Source organism: Streptomyces sp. MMG1533 (assembly GCF_001279775.1).
GTDB lineage: Bacteria > Actinomycetota > Actinomycetes > Streptomycetales > Streptomycetaceae > Streptomyces.
The window spans coordinates 35339-54685 of sequence record NZ_LGDG01000235.1; the positions used below are offsets into that span (position 1 = coordinate 35339).

Genomic DNA, 19347 nt, shown 5'->3' on the forward strand with positions numbered 1-19347 from the left:
ACCCGAACGAGCCGCGCAGCGCTTTCAGGAACGCCATGACTCGATCGGATTGCCCAGCCAGCGGGTGTCGTCGGGAACGGACTCCGCCGCCATGACCAGCGACGCAGGCCCCAGAGTCGTACGGGCGCCGACCGTGCTGCCGGGCAGGACGATGCCGCCAGGACCCAGCGTCGCGCCCTCACGGAGGACCACAGTATCCGTCCGCAAGATCCGGTCGTGGAAGAGGTGCGTCTGGAGCACACAGCCCCGGTTCACCGTGGCGGCGTCCTCCAGCGTCACCAGGTCCGTCTCGGGCAGCCAGTAACTCTCCACCCACACGCCCCGGCCGATCTTCGCGCCCAGTCCGCGCAGCCACGCCGTCATCACCGGCGTACCCGGCACCGAACCGGCCAGCCACGGCACCGCCACGACCTCGACGAACGTGTCGGCGAGCTCGTTGCGCCACACGAACCCGCTCCACAGCGGATGCTCCCCGCTGCGGTGCCGCCCCACGAGCGTCCACTTCGCCACGACGGACACCACACCCGCCGTGACCCCCGCCCCGAGCAGCACAAGCCCCGACAGCAGGGGTGCCCAGGCCCCGAGCGAACCCAGCGCACACAGCGCCGCCACCGTCAGCACGGCGATCCCCGCCGAGCAGAACACCGGCACGATCCGGCACAGCTCCACCAGCCCGCGCGCCCACAGCAGCCGCGCCGGCGGATCGTACGTCCGGCTCTGGTCACCGCCGGCCGCCGCCCGCGGCAGCTTCACCGGCGGCAGCCCCAGATACGAGCTGCCCTTCTTCGCCTTCTTCGGCGTCGCCGACAGCACACCCACCAGCCCGCCGTCCGGCACCGACCGCCCCGGCGCGGTCATCCCCGAGTTCCCGAGGAAGGCCCGCCGGCCGATCTCCGCCCGACCGATCCGCATCCAGCCCCCGCCGAGCTCGTACGGCGCGGTCAGCGTGTCGTCGGCCAGGAACGCTCCCTCACCGACCGTCGTCAGGCTGGGCAGCGCGAGCACGGTCGACACCTCGGCGCCCCGCCCGATCCGCATCCCGAGCAGTCGCAGCCACACCGGCGTGACCAGCCCGGCGTACAGCGGGAACAGCGTCTCCCGCGAGCGGTCCATCAGCTGCGTGACCGTCCAGGCCTGCCAGCCGATCCGGCTGTGCGTGGGGTGGGTGCCCTCGCGCAGGCCCAGGCTGAGCAGCCGTACGGCGATCAGCAGGAGCAGCGCGTAGGCCAGCCCGAAGGCGAGCGTCGCCGGGACGAGGCCGAGCGCGAGACCGCCGACGGTCACGTCCGGTGTGATGAACCAGTGGCCCACGAGGAGCGCGGCGGCACCCGCGAGCACCGGCAGGGCGCTCAGCGCGAACCCCGCCATGCCGTACATGACCCGCCAGTACGTTCCCCGCCCCGGCCGTTCCTTGGGCCAGTTCCGCTTGGCCTTGCCGAGCTTGACCGCGGGCGCGCCCGCCCAGCGCTGCCCGGTCGGGATCTGGCCGGTGACGGCCGAACCCGGCGCCACCTCGGCCCGCTTGCCGACCCGGGCGCCCGGGAAGAGCATGCTGCGGGTGCCGACGACGGCATGCGCGCCGACCTTGACCTGCCCGATCTCCAGCCGGTCGCCGTCCAGCCACCACCCGGACAGGTCGACCTCGGACTCCACGGCCGCGCCGCGCCCCAGCTTGAGCATGCCGGTGACCGGCGGCAGCGAGTGCAGGTCCACGTCAGGACCGACCTTGGCTCCGAGCGCCCGCGCGTACCGCTCCAGCCACGACCCGGTCAGCGAGGTCGCCCCGCTGAACTCGGCCAGCCGCTCGGCGGTCCACAGCCGCAGATGCACGCTGCCGCCGCGCGCGTACCGCCCCGGCTGCACGCCCCTCAGCAGCAACCGCGCCCCGCCGGCCGCGAGCGCCAGCCGCCCCGGCGGACTGAAGAAGACCAGCGCTCCGGCGCCGACGAGCCACCAAGGTGCGGTCGGCAGCCAGGAGTACGCGGGCAGCAGGTTCCCGGCCGCGGCCAGTGCCACGCTCCAGCGCAGCCCCAGCAGTGTGAACAGGGGGAGGAGCACCAGGAGCTGGACGGCCTGGGCGCGGACCGGAACCGGAGCGACGACCCGCTCGGCACCGTCGTCCTGCGCCGACTCCTCCAGATGCCGCGCCAACTTCCGCAGCACGGGCTGCTGGTAGATGTCGAGGACGGCGGCGCTCGGGTAGCGGGTACGCAACCGCGTGGTCAGCTGGGCGGCAGCGAGGCTGCTGCCGCCGATCGCGAAGAAGTCGTCGCGCGCACCCGACACGGGGATGCCGAGAACCTCGCTCCACTGCTCGGCGAGCCACGCCTCGGTGCCGTACAACTGCTCGGCCGGACCACCGGTCGTCAGCCCCTCCAGCGGCCAGGGCAGGGCGTTCCGGTCGACCTTTCCACTGGTCCGGGTCGGCAGGTCGTCGACGGGCGCGAGCAGCGGGACGAGCGCGGCCGGCAGTTCGGCGCGCAGCTTCTCGACGGCCGCCGCGTGGTCCCAGCCGTCCTGGATGACGACATAGCCGACGAGGAGCTGATTGCCACTGCGGGCGGTGCGTACGGCGGCAGCGGCCCCCGCCACACCGGGCAGCGCCTGCAGGGCCGCGTCCACCTCACCGAGCTCGATGCGCCGCCCGCCGAGCTTGATCTGCTCGTCGGCCCGCCCGAGGAAGACCAGCCCCTCGGCCTCCGCCTGGACGAGGTCCCCGCTCCGGTACGCCCGCTCCCAGCCCAGCGACTCCAGCGGCGCGTACTTCTCCGCGTCCTTCTCGGCGTCGAGATACCGCGCGAGTCCGACCCCGCCGATCACCAACTGCCCGGTGCCGCCCATCGGCACCGGTTCCCCGGCCTCGTCCACGACGGCCAGCTCCCAGCCGTCCAGCGGCAGCCCGATCCTGATCGGCTCCTCCCCGCTCATCAGCGACGCGCAGGCCACGACGGTCGCCTCGGTCGGCCCGTACGTGTTCCAGACCTCGCGCCCCTCCGTCACCAGCCGCTGCACCAGCTCCGGCGGGCAGGCCTCACCGCCGAAGATCAGCAGCCGTACGTCGTTCAGGGTCTCGGGCTCCCACAGTGCGGCCAGCGTCGGCACGGTCGACACGACCGTGATCTCCTGCTCGACCAGCCAGGGCCCGAGATCGGCACCGCTCCTGACCTGGGAACGCGGCACCGGCACCAGACAGGCCCCGTACCGCCAGGCCAGCCACATCTCCTCGCACGAGGCGTCGAAGGCCACGGACAGCCCCGCCATGACCCGGTCCCCGGGCCCGATCGGATCCTCCGTGAGGAACAGGGCCGCCTCGGCGTCCACGAACGCGGCGGCACTGCGATGGCTGACCGCGACGCCCTTGGGCTTCCCGGTGGACCCGGAGGTGAAGATGATCCAGGCGTCGTGCCCGGTGCCGGGCCGGGCGGCCGGCAGGTCGCTCCCGGAGAAGGCGGTGATCTCGTGCCCGCCCCCGACGACAGCCCGTACCTCCGCCTCGCCGAACACCAACTCGGCGCGCTCGTCCGGGTCCTCGGCGTCCACCGGCACATAAGCGGCCCCGGCGGCCAGTACGGCGAGAATGGCGACGTACAGATCATTGGTGCCGGACGGCACCCGCACGCCCACCCGGTCGCCGAGCCCGACACCGGACACCGCGAGCCGGCGCCGCAGCTCCTCGACCTCCACGGCCAGTTGCCGGTAGGTGAGCCGCGTGGTCCCGTCGTCCAGGGCGAGTTCGTCGGGGTACGACCGTACGGAGGCGTCGAAGACATCGACGAGCGTGCGCGGCGAGGCCGCCGGGCCCCCGGAGAAACGTGCCGTATCGCCGAACCGTTCTCGGATCTCTTCGTCGAGCAGACCGAGAGCGCTGCTCTCGTGTATGGCTGCCATCGGGCCCTCGCGTCTCGATCCCGGAAACCTCCGGGGCGCTGGCGGGGCCCGCAGGTCTGCCTGGGGTTGTCCGGCTCCAGCTCCGTTCCGTAACAAGCCGGAAATTTTAGTACGACGCTAGGCTCGGGCCCTTCTGTCGGCCACTCGGGACGGCCGTCCGGGGGCTGCGGGAGGCGGGTGGAGTGGCGTTGACCTGGTGATCTTCAGACCGGGGAGAGATGCCCCACACAACGAGCGAGGGCCGCGATCCAGTGATCGCGACCCTCGCTCATCTCGTGTGTCCGAGGGGGGACTTGAACCCCCACGCCCGATAAAGGGCACTAGCACCTCAAGCTAGCGCGTCTGCCATTCCGCCACCCGGACAAGGTGTCTGTCGTGCGGGGTGTGCCCCGCGGCGACGAAGGAAACATTACCAGGCTTTCGAGGGCCCCCTGATCCCCCCCCGGTGCACCCTGGGCCGGGCGTGAACGACGTGTGACGGGCCGGGTCCGGCCTTGGGCGGGGGCGGTGGGAGGGGGAGGATGAGGGGGACCACGAGCAGCGACGGCGCGGGAGGAAAAGCGTGAGCGAGTCGGACACGGCCAGGAGCGTCACCGGCGAGGACGAGGTCGTGGACCTCTGCCGCGAGCTGATCCAGATCGACACCAGCAACTACGGCGACCACTCGGGGCCCGGCGAGCGCAAGGCGGCCGAGTACGTCGCCGAGAAGCTCGCCGAGGTGGGGCTCGAACCGCAGATCTTCGAGTCGCACCCTGGCCGCGCGTCCACCGTGGCCCGCATCGAGGGCGCGGACCCGTCCCGGCCCGCGCTGCTCATCCACGGCCACACCGACGTCGTACCGGCCAACGCGAGCGACTGGACCCACCACCCCTTCTCCGGCGAGGTCGCGGACGGGTGCGTGTGGGGCCGTGGCGCCGTCGACATGAAGGACATGGACGCGATGACCCTCGCGGTCGTACGGGACCGGCTGCGCAGTGGTCGCAAGCCGCCCCGGGACATCGTCCTCGCCTTCCTCGCGGACGAGGAGGCGGGCGGCACGTACGGCGCCAAGCACCTTGTCAAGAACCACCCCGATCTCTTCGAGGGCGTCACCGAGGCGATCAGCGAGGTGGGCGGGTTCTCGTTCACGGTCAGCGAGGAGCGGCGGCTCTACCTGATCCAGACGGCCGAGAAGGGCATGCACTGGATGAAGCTGACCGTGGCCGGCACGGCGGGCCACGGGTCGATGATCCACCGGGACAACGCCATCACCGAGCTGTCGGAGGCCGTCGCGCGACTCGGCCGGCACAAGTTCCCGGTGCGGGCCACCAAGACCACCCGGGCCTTCCTCGACGAACTCGGCGACGCGCTCGGTACCGAGCTCGACCCGGAGGACATGGAGTCGACCCTCGCCAGGCTCGGCGGCATCGCCAAGCTCATCGGCGCCACCCTGAGCAACACGGCCAACCCCACGCAACTGGGCGCCGGCTACAAGGTCAACGTCATTCCGGGGGAGGCCACCGCGCACGTGGACGGGCGGTTCCTGCCGGGGCACGAGGAGGAGTTCCTCGCCGACCTCGACCGGATCCTCGGACCCAAGGTGCAGCGCGAGGACGTGCACGCCGACAAGGCGGTCGAGACCACCTTCGACGGGGCGCTGGTCGCGGCGATGCAGTCCGCGCTGGTCGCCGAGGACCCGGCCGCCAAGGCGATCCCCTACATGCTCTCCGGCGGAACCGACGCCAAGTCCTTCGACGACCTGGGCATCCGGGGCTTCGGCTTCGCCCCGCTCAAGTTGCCGCCGGAGCTGGACTTCGCCGGCATGTTCCACGGTGTCGACGAGCGGGTGCCGGTGGACGGGCTGCGCTTCGGGGTGCGGGTGCTCGACCGGTTCCTCGACGCGTCCTGAATTGCCTCACTGGAACGACACCTCATTATTCGCTCGAACGTACGGAAGCTACTGGGAAGAGTGAATGCGACCATAAGCTCGTAGCTCTATTACTCCCTCCTCGTTACTGGTGACGTGATCCGCTGCTGTGGATCGCATTGCCAACAAGGAGGAATAATGATCAAGAAGGTCGTCGCCGCTGCGGCTGCCACTGGTGGCCTGGTTCTCGCGGGTGCGGGCATGGCCGTTGCCGACTCGGGTGCCCAGGGTGCTGCCGTGCACTCCCCGGGTGTCCTGTCCGGCAACGTGGTCCAGGCTCCCGTTCACGTCCCCGTGAACGTCTGCGGCAACACGGTCTCCGTGATCGGGCTGCTGAACCCCGCCTTCGGCAACACCTGCATCAACCAGTGACGTTGTGAATCGCTCCGTGAGGGGCTGAGCCCGTCGGCCCCGGAGCGCGTGCCATGCGCTCCGGGGTCGACGGGCCTTTTCGGAACGATTCTTTTCGTACGTCGAGAACCCGTAGTCGAAACTCGAACGCCGGAACCCGGATTTCGAGAACTTTCTCCCCCGGGAAATCGACCGTCGAGAATGCGAACTTCGGGAATTCGGGACAAGGTCGAAGGCAGGGATTCAGTAATGCGACAGGTCACCCGCAAAGGCCTGATGACCATGGCCGCCGCCACCGGCGTGATCGCCGCCGCCGGCGGTGCGGCGCACGCCGACTCGGGCGCGAGCGGATCGGGCACGAACTCGTCCGGGCTGCTGTCGGGCAACTCGGTGCAGGCGCCGGTCAACGTGCCGGTGAACGTCTGCGGCAACACGGTCAACGTCGTCGGGCTCCTCAACCCGGCGATGGGCAACAAGTGTGTCAACACCGGCATCAAGAGCGGCGGCGGGAGCGGCTCGTCCGGTGGGTACGGCGACTCCGGCGGACATGGGGAACACGGCGGTCAGGGCGGCTCCGGCGGCTCGGACGCGGGCGGGCACACCGGTGGTTCGCAGGGCGTCGGCTCGGGCAACCACGTCGAGGTGCCGATCGACGCGCCGGTGAACGTCTGCGGCAACAGCGTCGACATCATCGGCATCGGCAACTCCACCACGGGCAACGACTGTGCGAACGGGGGCGGTTCAGGCGAGACCGTGCCTCCGGGAGGCGGTCAGGAGACGCCGCCCGGCAGTCCCGAGCAGCCGGGCAACCCCGAGCAGCCGGGCAGTCCCGAGCAGCCCGGCAGTCCCGAGCAGCCCGGCAGTCCCGAGCAGCCGGGCAACCCCGGCAGTCCGGTGGAGCCCGGTCGCCCGGGTGCCCCGAACACGCCGCCCAGCTCGGGCGACGAGACGCCGGGCGGTTCCTTGCACCCCAACCGGCCGGGTGCCCAGTCCGTCACCCAGCCGCGAGGCGCCGCACAGCTCGCCCACACCGGCAGTGACCTGCCGATGGGTCTCGCGCTCCCCGTGGGCGCGGGGGCGCTGCTGGCGGGCGCGCTGCTCTACCGGAAGGCGCGCGCCTCGGCATAAACCGGGGCAAGGAGATTCAAGGCACCGCGAACTGCCTCGGCGGTGCGTGCAACGGAGCGGGCCCTGCCTCGGTGGGGCCCGCTCCGTTTCCGTCGCCTCAGTTCACCATGTGGCGCGAACCTGGCGGATGATCCGCCGGCGCAGCCGCACCCTGCGGCTGCCGTCGCGCAGCAGGCTCAGGCGGTCCAACTCCCAGTGTCCGTACTCGGCATGGTCCGTCAGCAGGCGTGTCGCGTCCTTGCGGGAGACCCCGCGCGGTACGTACACGTCGACAAATTCGTATTCCGGCATCGCATCTATTGTGCGGGCTGGGGCCCGGTACGGATAGCGTCTGCACTATGTCTGATGCTGCGCAGCCCACCGCTGCCGAGGTACGAGCCGCCGCCGAGGCGGTCAAGACCGCGCTCGACCGCCACCTGGCCGCGGTCGAACGCCGGTCGGGGGAGGACGACCCGGCCGTGTACGAGGCGTTCAACGAGCTGGCCGCGGCCGCGGAGGCGTACGACGAACTGCTCTACGACCGCTACGACGAGGTCACGCCCTTCGAGATCCCCGGCGCGGACGACTCGCTTCCGCCCTACATCGGCCCCGAGGAGCCGAACGCCCTCAGCGTGCTGATCCGCCGCGACTACGCCGTGGTGGAGCCCCAGCGGCTGCTGGCCCAGGCCCAGCGGGTCGAGGCGGCGGAGTACGACGAGAGCGGGGAGGCCTCCGGCACGGTGCACGGGGCGCTAGGCATCCTGTTCGGCGAGTTCGAGGCGGACGAAATCGCCTCCCGGCACAAGGAGTTCGGCCTGGAGGAGGGCGACTCCACACTCTGGGTGACGGCGGCGGACGAGACGCCGGAGCCCGGCGAGTGGCTGGAGACGCCGTTCGAGCAGATCGACCCGCAGCGGGTGGTGTGCCGCTTCGACGCCAGCGCGGTCTTCGACGACGACGTGGACGACATCGACGGCATCGACGACGAGGACGCGGAAGAGATCGACGACGCGGCCGGGGAACTCGGGGACGACCTCGACGCGGATGTGGACGAGGCAGAGGACGAGGATCTGGAGCGGCTCGACGCCGATCGCTGAGCCGACGCGCGCTGCGACTCCGGTCGCGACACGGCGGCGGCCCGGAGGCCATGTCGGCCCTCCGGGACCGCCGCCGTTCTCGTGCTGCGGGGCCGCCCTGTCAGCCGGCCGTCGGGACCTGCGGAGCGAGCAGTGCGGGCAGGCGGGTCGTGCGGGGTTTCGCCGGGATCTCGGCCACGGCACGGGCGAGCGCCTGGTCCACGCCGTGGATCACGGACAGATGGCGGTCCGCCCGGCCGAACGCCGTGTACACCCAGGGCCGGCTGAGCGCCTGCACGGCGTCGCCGGGCAGCACCACGACCACCGCGGGCCACCGGGAGCCCACCGCCTGGTGCGCGGTCAGCGCCCACCCGTGCCGCACGGACTGCTCCACCCGCTCCTGCGGTACGACGACGGCCTCGCCGGCGCACGACAGGTGCAGCCCGTCGGTGTCGGCCTTGACCACGCGGCCCGGCAGCGTACGGCCCGGTGCGGGGGAGTAGGCGATCCGGTCGCCGGGGTCGAAGCCGCCGAAACGGCCGGGTCCGGGGTTGAGCCGCTCCTTGAGGGCGGCGTTCAACACCCGCGTGCCGACCGCACCACCGTGCCCCGGCGTGATCACCTGCGTCTCCTCGGCGGGAACCCCGATCGCCCTGGGAACCGAGTCCGCGACGAGCTGCACGGTCCGGTGCACGGCCTCGCCCGCGTCCCGCACCGGGACGATCACGACCTCCTTGCCGGGGGCCTCGACCTGGTTGAGCTCGCCGATGCCGATACCGGAGACCAGCTCGCCCAGCGGGCCCGGGTCCGGGCGCCGGGAGGCGACCTGCGGGCAGATCCGCGCGGCCAGCAGATCCGCGAACACCCGCCCGGGACCGACGGACCACAGGACCGCCGGGTCCCCGGCCAGCACCAGCCGGGCGCCGTCCGACAACGACTCGGCGAGCAGCGCCGCCGTCTCGACGTCCAGCTGAGGCGCGTCGAGCACCACGAGCAGGTCGAGGTCCAGCGCCCCGTCGGCATCCCGACCGGGCCCTTCGGCACCGGACAGGAGCCCGGCGACAGTGGCGACAGCGGCCTCACCGGTTTCCGGAACGCCGGTACGGCCGACCTGCGCCCCGAAGCGGTCGCGGCCGACCGGGCCGTGGGCGGCAGCCCAGGCACGCAGCCCCAGCCCGCGGGCGGCGCCCATCAGCGCGGCCGGTTCGGCCAGGGAGGCCTCACCACCCGTGTGGAGGACCAGGCCATGGCCCGCGACCGCCCGGATCAGCTCGGCGGCGGAGCCCTCGGCCGTGGCGGCTGCCTGCTCCCAGTCCGCGGCCGAACGGTCCTCCTTCGGCACCGAGTTGATCAGCCGGGCCAGGCCGTCGGCGAGGCTCTCCTCGGCGAGCGCGTACCGCTCCAGACCGACGAGGACACGCACCGGGCGCTCCTCGTCCTCCCCGTCACCCTCCTCCTCGTCGCCCCGCTCCCGCCGCTCCGGCACCCCCGGCCCTTCCAGGGCGTCCTGGAAGACCAGGGCATCGCCCTCGGCAAGGGTGCTCTGGACGGCCGCGTCGGCATCCGGCACGCCCCGCTGGGCCAGCGCGGCGGTGAGTGCCGGCATCTCCAGGGCGGTGTGCCCGGCGAGGGCGGCCTGCTCCAGCAGCCAGACGGTGACCGCCCGGCCGCGCCGCTCGTCGTCCGGCCCGCACTCCGCGCCGAGCAGTGCCCGCGCGAACCCGTCGGCCTGTTCCGGCCGCACGCCCGCGACGCGCAACAACTGCCAGGGATCCGCCCGCAATTGCTCGTCGGCTCCCTCACCGAGAGCCGCGACGACCTGCGGCGCCAGCACGTCCGGTGCCCCGCCCCCGGTCAGCACCCGCGCCACGGACTCGACGGTCTCAGGCGCCGGGGCCACCGGGGACGCCGACACCGGCTGCGGCCTCGGCTCCGGCGCGGTGCGACGCGGTGCGGGTTCGGGCTCGCTGAATGCGGCGGCCACGGGCTTCTCCCCGCTCTCCACCGCACGTACAGCGGCGAGAAGGTCGGCGGCCTTCCCGCTGAGCTTGGTCCCGGCGGCGATGGGCGCCTGCTTCTCCGCCTTCCGCCTCTCGATCCGCTCCCGCTCCAGCCGCTGCGCGGCCAGCTCGGCCTCGGCCTCGGACAGCTTCTTCGCGTCTTCGGCGTCGCCCTCGCCGGCCGGGCTCTCGGAGGCGTCACCGCCCTCTGCGTCACCGCCCTCTGCGGCACCGGCGTCCGCGATGCCGGCGTCCGCGATGCCCGGCGTCCCCGGCTCGGCGTCCTCTGCGTCCCCAGTGGGCTCCGGCTCCGTGCTCACAGCGTGCTCCAGTCGTGATCGGGATAGCGGTGCACGGGCGCCGACACGTCGTCGAGCGCCCGGCAGATCTCGTCAGGAAGACTAAGGGCCTCCACTGACAATGCCGCCGTGAGCTGCTGCGCGTTGCGCGCGCCGACGATCGGCGCGGCCACGCCCGGCCGGTCGCGCACCCAGGCGAGGGCCACCTGGAGCGGGGTCACCGCGAGCCCGTCAGCCGCCGTCGTCACGGCATCCACGATGCGGGTCGCCGTGTCGTCGAGGTACGGCGCGACGAACGGTGCCAGATGCTCCGAGGCGCCCCGCGAGTCGGACGGCGTCGAGTGCCGGTACTTGCCGGTCAGCACACCGCGCCCGAGCGGCGACGAGGGAAGCATGCCGATCCCCAGGTCCAGGGCGGCCGGCAGCACCTCCCGCTCGACGCCGCGCTGGAGCAGCGAGTACTCGAGCTGCGTGCTCGCCAGCCGGGTGCGCGTGCCCGGCGCGGCGATCTGCCAGGTCGCGGCCTTGGCGAGCTGCCAGCCACAGAAGTTGGAGACCCCGGCATACCGGGCTCGCCCGCTGCTGACCGCCAGGTCGAGCGCCTGGAGGGTCTCGTCCAGCGGGGTGTCCGGGTCGAAGGCGTGGATGTGCCACACGTCGACATAGTCCGTGCCGAGCCGGGCCAGCGAGGCGTCCAACGCGGAGAGCAGATGCCCGCGCGAGCCGTCGAACCGGCGGTCGGGATCCGGCACGCTGCCCGCCTTGGTCGAGATGACCAGGTCTCGGCGCGGCACGAGGCCTTCTATGAGACGTCCGAGCAGATACTCGGCCTCCCCGTCGCCGTACACGTCCGCCGTGTCGACGAGGCTCCCACCCGCTTCCCAGAACGTCTTCAAGAGGTCCGCGGCATCATGCTCGTCGGTGTCCCGGCCCCAAGTGAGAGTGCCGAGCCCGATCCGTGACACACGCAGGCCGGTGCGGCCGAGATGCCTCTGCTCCATGAACGCCGAGATTACTGGCCAGAACCTGTCGCGTGGGGGCCTGTGGATAACCAGTTTCCGCCGACGACACCGGCATTGCCCCGGCCATCTGCCGGGGGCTCCGCCCCCAGACCCCCGACCTATGCCCACCCACCACCCGACTCGCTCGGCCGAGAGGCGGACCTCACCCTGGGGGCTGCGCCCCCAACGGGTGGGTGGGGGCTACGGATGGCCTCTACCCGCCACCCGACTCCACGGGCCAGGAGATGGCCCTCGCCCGGGGCTACACCCCTGTGGGTGGGTGCGGGTTGGTGACGGCATCAACCCACCACTCGTCTCGGTCGGTCGGGAGGTGGGCCTCGCCTTGGGGGCTGCGCCCCAGTGGGTGGGTGGGGGCTGCGGATGGCTTCTGCCCACGACCCGTCTCGGTCGGCCGAGAGGTGGCCCGTGCCCGCCCGCAACCGGCGCCGCAAGGTGCGCGCACCCGCACCGCGGCGAGGCCGTACCGGGACGGCGTACGCTCCCGCACCCGCGCCGCGGCGAGGCGGCACCGGGACGGCGTACGCTCCCGCACCCGCGCCGCGGCGAGGCGGCACCGGGACGGCGTACGCTCCCGCACCCGCACCGCGGCGAGGCCGTACCGGGACGGCGTACGCTCCCGCACTCGCACTCGCACCCGCACCGCGGCGAGGCGGCACCGGGACGGCGTACGCTCCCGCACCCGCGTACGGCGGGAAGGGGACGTGTCGGGGGGTGTCCGCCCGCAGCGGTTGGCGCGTCAACGCGTTCGCCCCCGCAAGAAACCGATTCCGCGCCGTTCCGAGGACGGACACCCCCCGACACGGCCCCGACCCCACCACAACCGAAGGCGCTACGCGCACCCCCACTCAACCCGCACAGGCCGCCGCAGGCACCCGCACGCTAAGGTCTTCGAACAAGGGACGTTACTGATCGGTAAGGGGATTCGGCATGCAGCTCGGGATCAACCTCGGCTACTGGGGTGCCGGCATGGACGCGGACAATCTGGCCGTCGCACAGGAGGCCGACCGGCTCGGATACGCCGTCTGCTGGGCCGCCGAGGCCTACGGCTCCGACGCGGCCACCGTGCTCACCTGGGTCGCCGCCCAGACCGAACGCATCGATGTGGGCTCGGCCATCTTCCAGATCCCGGCCCGCCAGCCGGCGATGACCGCGATGACCGCCGCCACCCTCGACTCGCTGTCCGGCGGCCGCTTCCGCCTCGGCCTCGGCGTCTCCGGCCCGCAGGTCTCCGAGGGCTGGTACGGCGTCAAGTTCGACAAGCCGCTCTCCCGCACCCGCGAGTACGTCGAGATCGTCCGGAAGGCGATGACCCGCGAACGCCTCTCCTTCGAGGGCGAGCACTGGACCCTGCCCCTCCCCGGCGGCCCCGGCAAGCCCATCAAGCTCACCGTGCACCCGGAGCGCGAGCACATCCCGCTGTACATCGCCGCCATCGGCCCGAAGAACCTCGAGCAGACCGGCGAGATCGCGGACGGCGCCCTGCTGATCTTCCCCTCCGCCGAGCACCTCGAGGAGACCACGATCAAGTATCTGCGCGCCGGGCGCGAGAAGGCCGGCAAGACCCTCGACGGGTTCGACGTCTGCCCGACGCTCCCGCTCGCCGTCGGCGACGACAAGGACGTGGCCGCGCTCGCCGACGCCTTCCGCCCGTACACCGCGCTGTACGTCGGCGGCATGGGCAGCAGCAAGCAGAACTTCTACAACCAGCTCGCCCGCCGCATGGGGTACGAGAAGGAGGCCGCCGAGATCCAGGACAAGTACCTGTCCGGCGACAAGCAGGGCGCGGCCGCCGCCGTACCGCACGACCTGATCGACAAGACGACCCTGCTGGGCTCGGTCGACCGGATCGCGGACCGGATGAAGGAGTACGCGGCCGCCGGAGTCACCACCCTGAGCCTCGCCCCCGCGGGCTTCACGCTCGACGAGCGGCTCGCCTCGCTCCGGGCCGGCACGCAGGCCCTGGAGCGCGCCGGGCTCGCCTGAGCCGGGGGTGCACGTGCCGGGCCCGCACGATCCGGGCCCGCACAACGCACCGTTCAACCACCGGAGGTTTCAGCGGCCGTGGTGGGGGCTCGGGGGTCTTCCCCGCCACGGCCGTCACGCAGAACAACGCGCCCGGGCCCGCGCGGTTACGCCCCCGAAGCGACCCCGTGGGTCCTCCTTTTGGCGGAGTTGTCCGACACAGCTGTTGCAGCACCCCTCTCGCCGCATTTGACTCGGTCTTTGCGGAATCCTGCGGAGCCCTGCAGAGAGGTGCCACGATGCTTTCGGCCAAGAGTCTGTTCGAAGAGATCCTCGACAACGACGAGTCCTTCCGCCTGTTCTGCTCCATCGCGGCCAGCGGGGAGTCCCAGGGCGGCTGGGAGAACGCCCGCATCGCCGCGCTCGTCCCCTTGAGCGAGCGCGGACTGGCCCCCAAGATCACCCGGCATGGAGCGGACGAGGACAAGCACGGGCGGATCTTCAACGCTCTCATGAAGAAGCGCGGTCTCGAACCCGTCCCCGTCCCGCCGGAGACCGACTACACGATGCTCCTGGAGAAGCACGGCATCGGACTCGCCCACGAGAAGCTGAAGAGCGACGAGCCGCTGACCGTGCAGGACATCGTCACCTACCTCGCCCACAGCCGGGTCACCGAGCAGCGCGCCTCCGAGCAGATGGAACTGCTGCGCAAGCACTTCGCCGACCATCCCGACATCGGCCGCGCGGTCAGGATGATCTCCGACGACGAGGACAACCACCTCGCCTACTGCCACGAGGAACTGCTGCGATTCGCGTACACCGGACACGGCCGCGCGATTCAGCGGACCCTGCGCGAGTGCGCGCTGGCGGAGATCCGGATCTACCGGGACGTCAGCCTCGCCGTCATGGCCCACATGGGCCGCATCCTGGAGTGGCCGAGGGCGAAGTCGGCGGTGCTGGCGGCCGGCATCCACGCGGTGTACGCGTACGAGCGCCTGGCGGGCTGGCGCCGGATGGTGTCCCTGAAGATGCCGGAACGCCGGGATGCTCTGGGCGGCAGCGCGACCACGGCCCCGGAGTTCGCCTGAACCCGAAGACCGGACCCGGTCTCTGCATCCACTCCTACATCCACCCCCGGTTCTTGAACAGCCGGTACAGCAGCACCTCCAGCACGGCCATCACCACGATCACCGCCGGATACGCCCACACCCAGCGCAGCTCCGGCATGTGGTCGAAGTTCATACCGTAGATCCCCGCGATCATCGTGGGGATCGCGGCCATGGCGGCCCACGCGGAGATCTTCCGCATGTCGTCGTTCTGCCGGACGCTCATCTGCGCCAGATGCGCGGAGAGGACGTCCGAGACCAGTCGGTCCAGGCCCTCCACGGACTCGTTCACGCGCGTGAGGTGGTCGTTGACGTCACGGAAGAAGGGCCGCGCCTTGTCGTTCACGAAGGGCACCGCCGCGCCGAACTGCCCCACGCCCGCGAGGCGGTTCACCGGCAGCGCGAGCGGGCCGGTCGCCCGGCGGAACTCCAGGATCTGGCGTTTGAAGGTGTAGATCCGGGACGCGGTGTGGCGCGAGCCGCCGCCGTCCGGCGAGAACACGTCCGCCTCCAACTCCTCCAGGTCGGTCTGCAACTCGGTCGCCACGTCCACGTAGTGGTCGACGACGGCGTCGGCGACGGCGTACAGCACGGCGGTGGGCCCCTTGCCGAGCAGCTCGGGCTCCTGCTCCATCCGGTGCCGTACGGCGCCCAGCGGGGAGCCCTCGCCGTGGCGGACGGTCACCACGAACGAGTCGCCGAGGAAGAGCATGACCTCGCCGGTGGAGACGGCGTCGCTCTTCGGCTCGTACACGACCGGCTTGAGGACCACGAACAGAGAGTCGTCGTAGACCTCCAGTTTGGGCCGCTGGTGGGCCTTCAGGGCGTCCTCGACCGCCAGCGGGTGCAGGCCGAACTCCTGGGTGACATGGTCGAACTCCTTCTCGGACGGCTCGTGCAGCCCGATCCAGACGAACCCGTGCGCCGCCCGGGCCTCGGCGAGCGCGTCGGAGAGGTCTTCGGGGCCCTCGGTCCGGTGTCCGTCACGGTAGATGGCACAGTCGACGATCACGGAGCGTGTTCTCCCGTCTCCTGCCGGCCGGCGCACTCCGGCGTGCGCCTACGCTGGGCCGCATGCCCACGTTGATCCTGGTCCGGCACGGACGTTCCACCGCCAACACCGAGGGACTGCTCGCCGGGTGGACTCCCGGTGTCGCCCTCGACGAGCGTGGGGCCGCGCAGGCCGCCGCGCTGCCCGGGCGGCTCGCCGAGCTGCCGATCTCGGAGGTCGTCAGCAGTCCGCTGCAGCGCTGCCAGGAGACGCTCCGGCCGCTGCTCGACGCCCGGCCCGGCCTCACCGCACACTCCGACGAGCGGATCGGGGAGTGCCACTACGGCGACTGGTCCGGCCGCAAGCTCGCCGAGCTCAAGGACGAGCCGCTGATGGAGGTCGTGCAGGCGCACCCCTCGGCGGCCGCGTTTCCCGGCGGCGAGTCGATGCGGGCGATGCAGACGCGCGCCGCCGAGGCGGTGCGCGAGTGGAACGCTCGCGTGGAGCGCGACCACGGCGCCGACGCCGTGTACCTCATGTGCTCCCACGGCGACATCATCAAGTCTCTGGTGGCGGACGCACTCGGACTTCATCTCGACCTCTTCCAGAGGATTTCCGTTGAACCGTGTTCCATCACAGCGATCCGTTACACCCGTCTGAGGCCGTTTCTCGTCCGCCTCGGCGACACCGGCGATTTCACGTCGCTGGTGCCGCGCGAGGAGCCCCCGGCCGACGACGCCACCGTCGGGGGTGGTGCGGGCGCACCGTGATCGTCGGGCGCAGTAGGGTGAAGCGGTTCAGTCACGACCACGTACTCACGATTCCCATGGAGACAGGACGTGTCCCGTCAGGTGTTCCTCTACGACCCCCCGGACCGGTTCGTGGCCGGCACGGTCGGACTGCCCGGACGCCGTACGTTCTTCCTCCAAGCCACGGCCGGCCCCCGGGTGACCAGCGTGGCCCTGGAGAAGACCCAGGTCGCGGCTCTCGCCGAGCGTATGGACGAGCTGCTGGACGAGGTCGTACGCCGTAGTGGCGGCGGCGCCGCCGTCCCGGCCGTGGCGCCCACCGAGGTCGCCGACACGGAGCCCCTGGACACCCCCGTCGAGGAGGAGTTCCGGGTCGGCACCATGGCCCTCGCCTGGGACGGCGAGGAGCAGCGCATGATCGTCGAGGCGCAGGCCCTCGTCGAGCTCGACGCCGAGTCCGAGGAGGACCTCGCCGAGGCCGAGGAGCGTCTCCTCCAGGACGAGGAGAACGGCCCACCGATGCTGCGGGTCCGGCTCACCGGCGCACAGGCGAGAGCCTTCGCCAAGCGTGCCCTGGACGTCGTCAACGCCGGACGGCCGCCGTGCCCGCTGTGCAGCCTCCCGCTCGACCCGGAAGGACACGTATGTCCGCGCCAGAACGGATACCGCCGCGGAGCGTGACGACCGGGGCGACGTCTGCCGAACTCCTCGCCGAGGGCGAGCTGGCCGTGCGCGGTCGCATCCGCGAGGCGTCCAACGCGGCGCTGTACTGCACGGTCACCCACGAGGGGCGGGAGGCCGCCTGCATCTACAAGCCGGTCGCCGGGGAGCGGCCCCTGTGGGACTTCCCCGACGGGACCCTCGCCCAGCGTGAGGTCGCCGCGTACGAGGTCTCCGAGGCGACCGGCTGGGGCCTCGTCCCGCACACCGTGCTGCGGGACGGGCCGTACGGCGAGGGCATGTGCCAGCTGTGGATCGAGACGACGCCCGAAAGCGAACTGCTTGCGCTCGTCGACGCGGAGGAGCCGGAGCCCGGCTGGAAGGCGATCGGTCTCGCCGAGGTCGGGGAGGGGCGGACCGCGCTGCTCGTGCACGCCGACGACGAGCGGCTGCGCCGGCTCGCCGTACTCGACGCCGTGATCAACAACGCGGACCGCAAGGGCGGCCACCTCCTGCCCGCCGCCGAACACCGGCTGTACGCCATCGACCACGGGGTCACCTTCAACGCGGAGAACAAGCTGCGCACGCTCCTGTGGGGGTGGGCGGGGGAACCGCTGACGGGGGAGGCGGTCGACGTGCTCAAGGGCCTCAAGGAGGCGCTGGGGGAGGGCGGGACCCTCGCCGGCACGCTGGCCCGCCTGATCACCGCCGTGGAACTCGACGCCACGCGCGCGCGGGTGGACGCGCTGTTGACGGCCGGGAGACATCCGGAACCGAGCGGGGAGTGGCCGGCCATTCCCTGGCCGCCCGTGTAATCGCACAATGGCCGGTATCGCGCAAGAACGCCTTACCGGCCATCCGGCCCGGTCCGGTTCGTATACGGAACATCCGTCCGGTTAGGCTCATGACATGCATGCCTGGCCCGCTTCCGAGGTCCCCGCCCTGCCTGGTCAGGGCCGCGACCTGAGGATCCACGACACCGCGACCGGCGGCTTGGTCTCCCTCGACCCCGGTCCCGTCGCCCGTATCTACGTCTGCGGCATCACGCCGTACGACGCGACCCACCTGGGTCACGCGGCGACCTACAACGCGTTCGACCTCGTGCAGCGCGTGTGGCTCGACACCAAGCGGCAGGTTCACTACGTCCAGAACGTCACCGACGTGGACGATCCGCTGCTTGAGCGGGCCGAGCGCGACGGCCTCGACTGGGCCGCCCTCGCCGAGAAGGAGACGGCCCTCTTCCGCGAGGACATGACCGCCCTGCGGATGCTGCCCCCGCAGCACTACATAGGCGCGGTCGAGGCGATACCCGGCATCGTGCCGCTCGTCGAACGCCTGCGGGACGCGGGTGCCGCGTACGAACTCGAAGGGGACGTCTACTTCTCCGTCGAGTCCGACCCGAACTTCGGCAAGGTGTCCAACCTGGACGCCGCCGCCATGCGGCTGCTCTCCGCCGAGCGCGGCGGCGACCCCGACCGGCCCGGCAAGAAGAACCCCCTCGACCCGATGCTGTGGATGGCCGCCCGCGAGGGCGAGCCCAGCTGGGACGGCGGTTCGCTCGGGCGCGGCCGGCCCGGCTGGCACATCGAGTGCGTCGCCATCGCCCTCGACCACCTCGGCATGGGCTTCGACGTCCAGGGCGGCGGTTCCGACCTCGCCTTCCCGCACCACGAGATGGGCGCCTCGCACGCCCAGGTGCTGACCGGCGAGTTCCCCATGGCCAAGGCGTACGTCCACGCCGGCATGGTGGCCCTGCACGGCGAGAAGATGTCCAAGTCGAAGGGGAACCTGGTCTTCGTCTCGCAGCTCAGGCGTGACGGCGTCGACCCCGCCGCCATCCGGCTCGCGCTCCTCGCCCATCACTACCGGGCCGACTGGGAGTGGACCGACCAGGTCCTCCAGGACGCCCTCGACCGGCTCGGCCGGTGGCGTGCCGCCGTCTCCCGGCCCGACGGCCCGCCCGCCGAGACGCTCGTCGAGGAGGTCCGCGAGGCCCTCGCCGCCGACCTGGACGCGCCGGCCGCGCTGGCCGCCGTGGACCGGTGGGTGGCGCTCCAGAACGAGCGGGGCGGTACGGACGAAGGCGCCCCGGGCGTGGTGTCCCGTGCGGCGGACGCACTGCTGGGCGTGGCGTTGTAGTCCTGACGGGGCCACGTTGTGGTCCTGACGGACACGAGAGAGGGGCGCTTCCTCCCCGCGGGGGAAGCGCCCCTCCCGTCTTTCCGGGGTG

General features: G+C 71.8%; 15 protein-coding genes and 1 tRNA gene. 10 read left to right on the forward strand and 6 right to left on the reverse strand.

Features of this window, described 5'->3' with window-relative positions; all coding sequences use genetic code 11:
* Nucleotides 1-24: 24 nt before the first annotated feature.
* Both ADK57_RS30185 and ADK57_RS30190 read right to left on the reverse strand, forming a co-directional pair.
* Nucleotides 25-3888: a Pls/PosA family non-ribosomal peptide synthetase gene (locus tag ADK57_RS30185; protein ID WP_053752783.1), complete on the reverse strand. Its 3864-nt coding sequence runs from the start codon at nucleotides 3886-3888 to the stop codon at nucleotides 25-27.
* Between the two features lie 278 nt (nucleotides 3889-4166).
* Nucleotides 4167-4251, reverse strand: a tRNA-Leu gene (locus tag ADK57_RS30190).
* 199 nt (nucleotides 4252-4450) lie between these two features.
* Here ADK57_RS30190 and ADK57_RS30195 point away from each other — a divergent pair.
* From ADK57_RS30195 to ADK57_RS30205, 3 genes are all read left to right on the forward strand, one after another.
* Nucleotides 4451-5776, forward strand: coding sequence for a M20/M25/M40 family metallo-hydrolase (locus tag ADK57_RS30195; protein ID WP_053752784.1), 1326 nt, complete (start codon nucleotides 4451-4453; stop codon nucleotides 5774-5776).
* 156 nt (nucleotides 5777-5932) lie between these two features.
* Nucleotides 5933-6166: a chaplin ChpH gene (chpH, locus tag ADK57_RS30200; RefSeq protein ID WP_053752785.1), complete on the forward strand. Its 234-nt coding sequence runs from the start codon at nucleotides 5933-5935 to the stop codon at nucleotides 6164-6166.
* 228 nt (nucleotides 6167-6394) lie between these two features.
* Nucleotides 6395-7273, forward strand: a complete 879-nt coding sequence (locus tag ADK57_RS30205) for a chaplin (RefSeq protein ID WP_053752786.1) — start codon at nucleotides 6395-6397, stop codon at nucleotides 7271-7273.
* A 102-nt stretch (nucleotides 7274-7375) separates the two neighbouring features.
* On the opposite strand, the gene ADK57_RS30210 is transcribed toward ADK57_RS30205, so the two are convergent.
* Entirely contained in the window at nucleotides 7376-7564 is a 189-nt protein-coding gene (locus ADK57_RS30210) for a DUF5703 family protein (RefSeq protein WP_005485166.1), read from the reverse strand.
* Between the two features lie 47 nt (nucleotides 7565-7611).
* Here ADK57_RS30210 and ADK57_RS30215 point away from each other — a divergent pair, with 47 nt between their 5' ends.
* Complete coding sequence (locus tag ADK57_RS30215; RefSeq protein ID WP_053752787.1) at nucleotides 7612-8349, forward strand: hypothetical protein; 738 nt, start codon at nucleotides 7612-7614, stop codon at nucleotides 8347-8349.
* A gap of 100 nt (nucleotides 8350-8449) precedes the next feature.
* Here the strand turns inward: ADK57_RS30215 and ADK57_RS30220 are convergent, their stop codons facing one another.
* Together ADK57_RS30220 and ADK57_RS30225 are read right to left on the reverse strand one after the other, a co-directional pair.
* Entirely contained in the window at nucleotides 8450-10648 is a 2199-nt protein-coding gene (locus ADK57_RS30220) for a helix-hairpin-helix domain-containing protein (protein ID WP_053752788.1), read from the reverse strand.
* The gene (locus ADK57_RS30225; RefSeq protein ID WP_053752789.1) at nucleotides 10645-11628 is read right to left on the reverse strand and encodes an aldo/keto reductase; all 984 of its coding nucleotides are present in this window, start codon (nucleotides 11626-11628) and stop codon (nucleotides 10645-10647) included. Before ADK57_RS30225 ends, ADK57_RS30220 begins: the two co-directional genes overlap by 4 nt.
* A gap of 948 nt (nucleotides 11629-12576) precedes the next feature.
* On the opposite strand from ADK57_RS30225, the gene ADK57_RS30230 reads away from it, so the two are divergent.
* Both ADK57_RS30230 and ADK57_RS30235 read left to right on the forward strand, forming a co-directional pair.
* A complete protein-coding gene (locus ADK57_RS30230) occupies nucleotides 12577-13632 on the forward strand; it encodes an LLM class F420-dependent oxidoreductase (protein ID WP_053752790.1) in 1056 nt (351 codons plus the stop codon).
* A 278-nt stretch (nucleotides 13633-13910) separates the two neighbouring features.
* Nucleotides 13911-14699 (forward strand): ferritin-like domain-containing protein, encoded by a 789-nt coding sequence (locus ADK57_RS30235; RefSeq protein WP_053752791.1) that lies wholly within the window; start codon nucleotides 13911-13913, stop codon nucleotides 14697-14699.
* 34 nt (nucleotides 14700-14733) lie between these two features.
* Here ADK57_RS30235 and corA read toward each other — a convergent pair whose 3' ends face one another.
* Nucleotides 14734-15729 (reverse strand): magnesium/cobalt transporter CorA, encoded by a 996-nt coding sequence (corA, locus tag ADK57_RS30240; RefSeq protein WP_053752792.1) that lies wholly within the window; start codon nucleotides 15727-15729, stop codon nucleotides 14734-14736.
* A gap of 62 nt (nucleotides 15730-15791) precedes the next feature.
* Here corA and ADK57_RS30245 point away from each other — a divergent pair, with 62 nt between their 5' ends.
* From ADK57_RS30245 to mshC, 4 genes are all read left to right on the forward strand, one after another.
* Nucleotides 15792-16478: a histidine phosphatase family protein gene (locus ADK57_RS30245; RefSeq protein WP_053752811.1), complete on the forward strand. Its 687-nt coding sequence runs from the start codon at nucleotides 15792-15794 to the stop codon at nucleotides 16476-16478.
* 69 nt (nucleotides 16479-16547) lie between these two features.
* Nucleotides 16548-17138: a DUF3090 domain-containing protein gene (locus ADK57_RS30250; protein ID WP_053752793.1), complete on the forward strand. Its 591-nt coding sequence runs from the start codon at nucleotides 16548-16550 to the stop codon at nucleotides 17136-17138.
* Nucleotides 17102-17932, forward strand: coding sequence for an SCO1664 family protein (locus ADK57_RS30255; protein WP_053752794.1), 831 nt, complete (start codon nucleotides 17102-17104; stop codon nucleotides 17930-17932). Before ADK57_RS30250 ends, ADK57_RS30255 begins: the two co-directional genes overlap by 37 nt.
* A gap of 94 nt (nucleotides 17933-18026) precedes the next feature.
* Nucleotides 18027-19256, forward strand: coding sequence for a cysteine--1-D-myo-inosityl 2-amino-2-deoxy-alpha-D-glucopyranoside ligase (gene mshC, locus ADK57_RS30260; protein ID WP_053752795.1), 1230 nt, complete (start codon nucleotides 18027-18029; stop codon nucleotides 19254-19256).
* The last annotated feature ends 91 nt before the right edge of the window (nucleotides 19257-19347 follow it).